Source organism: Candidatus Glassbacteria bacterium (assembly GCA_019456185.1).
Taxonomy (GTDB): Bacteria; Gemmatimonadota; Glassbacteria; order GWA2-58-10; family GWA2-58-10; genus JAJRTS01.
In genome coordinates this window covers 1-2,683 of record VRUH01000122.1, presented here as the reverse complement: position 1 = coordinate 2,683, position 2,683 = coordinate 1, and the positions used below count along the sequence as shown (strand labels likewise).

The following is a 2,683-nucleotide window of genomic DNA, read 5'->3' as shown; positions in this document are numbered from 1 at the left end:
TGGGCCAGCGACGAGACCGTCGATATCTACTCCACCAAATACGTCTCGGTCCAGTGGTGCACGATCGAGGAAAGCGACCTGGAGGGCCATACCGAGGGACCGCACAACTACGGAATGATCAGCGGCCCCGACGGCGCTCCGATCAGTATCCACCATAACCTGTTCGCCCATCACCGCCGGCGCACACCGGCGGTGGCCAACGGCCCGAGCGACGTGCGCAATAATGTGATCTACAATTTCCGCGACGGCTTCCTCCACGACAACGCCCCCAACAACGAGACGTTCAACATTGTCGGCAACTACTGGAAAACCGGACCCAGCGAACCGAATATCTACCCGTTCAATTTCTGGGCCGGGGCATCCTATTACCTGAAAGACAACTATATCGTCGATCCTGCTTTCACCGGCATGATCCAGGACCCCTGGGCCGAGAAAGACAGTCTTCGGGGGCTGGCTGCCTACGCGGACCGCGGAATAAAAGCAGAGCTGCCCGCGGAGGTGCCGCCCGTGACCACCCATGACCCGTTGGAGGCCTACGAACTGGTGCTGACCCGCGCCGGCTGTTTTCCCCGCGATACGGTCAGCCGCCGGACAGTGAACGAGGTCCGGACCAGGACCGGATTCTGGGGCCGTAATGAGCCGGAGGATCTGATGATCGGCATGGTCTGGGGCGCCCCGGTGGTTGACGGGGACCGTGACGGGATGGCCGACGCCTGGGAGCGCGTTAACGGCCTGAACCCGGCCGACGGCTCGGACCACGCCACCGTGATGGAGTCCGGCTATACGGCTGTGGAGGAATACGCCAATCTACTGGCCGCCAACCTGATCGGCCGGGTGGATGGGCTGCCCGCCAAAGGGGATCTGGACTCCGACGGGGACCGGGACATTTTCGACCTGATCAAGCTGCTGCTCTCGCTGCGTCTCGGCGGGGGCGATCCGTGGGCCGCCGATGTGGACTACGACGGGACCGTGGACATTAACGACCTGCTGGGCCTGCTGGCCGAACTGTGATAATTATTATCCCCTGCTGATTAACTCTAGCCGCCGGAGTCCGCCCGATGAAACCTGCCGCCGCTTCCATGCACCTGCTTTGCGTTTTTGCACTTGCGCTGGCCGCTCAATCCCTGTCAGCCGCACTCGACTCGATCCCCGCCTTTCCGGGCGCCGAGGGCTGGGGTGCGTACACTCCCGGAGGCCGCGGAGGACAGGTGATCCATGTCACCAATCTCAAGCCTGACGGACCGGGAAGTTTCCAGGAAGCCTGCAGCGCGCGCGGAGCGCGGATCGTCGTGTTCGACACCAGCGGAATGATCGACGCTCCCGTAACAATCGAGCACGGCAGGATCACGATCATGGGCCAGACCGCGCCAGGCGCCGGGATCACGATCCGGGGCAAGTTCGCCGCCGAATCGGCCGACAGCGGCAGGCTGGGCGATATCGTGGTGCGCTTCCTGCGCGTGCGGCCGGTGCAGCTTTCCACCGGCGACGGCAGCGACCAGGACGCGGTCCAGTTCAACATGGTCGACCGCTGCATCCTGGACCACATCTCCGTGGCCTGGAGCACGGACGAGAATATCGGCTTCTACCAGGCCCGCCACAGCACGGTGCAATGGTGCAGTATCGAGGAAGCCTGTGTCGAGGGACACTACAAGGGACGGCACAACTACGGGCTGCTCTGCGGTCCTGACGGCGGCCCGATCTCGGTGCACCATAACCTGTTCGCCAACAACAGCCGCCGTCACCCGGCGGTCGCCAACGGACCCTCGGATGTGCGCAACAACGTGGTGTATAACGCCCGTGACGGGTTCCTGCACGACAACCCGCCCAACAAGCTCGGCTTTAATATCATCGGCAACTACTACAAACGCGGGCCGTCCAGCAAGACGATCCACCCGTTCTGTTTCGCCGACAGCGCCCTGTATTTCCTGCGCGATAACTACGTGGACGGTGTGGGGCTGGTGAACGACCCCTGGGCGCTGACAAATATCTCCGCCAGCTTCAGCCACTACTGCCCGCTCGGGGTCCGCTCGCGAGCGGAGTTCGCTACTCCGCCGGTGACCACCCAGCCCTCGCGCGACGCCTACCACCTGGTGCTCGAACGGGCGGGCTGTTTTCCACGCGACGTCCTGACCAGACGCACCGTGGCCGAGGTCCGCTCCCGCTCCGGCGACTGGGGAAAGCGGGAGCCGGATGACCTGATGGCCGGCCTGGCCGCAGCGCAATCCCCAACCGACTCCGACCGCGACGGGATGGCCGACTCGTGGGAGCGCATCAACGGCCTGAACCCGGCCGACAGCTCGGACCACACGCGCATAATGCAGTCGGGTTACACGGCTATCGAGGAATACTGCCACCGGCTGGCGTCGCGCCTGCTGCGTTGAGGGCGGTCTATGCGGCAGCCTGTGCCGTGCTCGGCGGACTGTTCGTGGCGGTAATCGTGCAGGCGGTTGTTTGATATTGCGGCGGCAGTAAAGAGAAAAGCTGTCTGGCGGCTGAAGACAAGGGAAAAGCGGGCAGTATCCACAGAGTCAGCGGTAATTGGAAGGCCATTATACGACCAACGCTTACCAATAATATTAGAAATTTATCTTTATTAAGGTGTGGGTTAGTGAATTACCCCGCCTACAAGGCGGGGCATCTTAAAACAATTCTAACTGCTCCGGAGTTTTCTCTTGTTCTTGGT

Annotated in this window: 1 protein-coding gene; it reads left to right on the top strand. The window is 62.4% G+C overall.

Annotated features, from left to right (window positions below):
- Window positions 1–1,124: 1,124 nt before the first annotated feature.
- Complete coding sequence (locus FVQ81_18295) at window positions 1,125–2,381, top strand: pectate lyase precursor (protein ID MBW7998481.1); 1,257 nt, start codon at window positions 1,125–1,127, stop codon at window positions 2,379–2,381.
- Window positions 2,382–2,683: the final 302 nt, after the last annotated feature.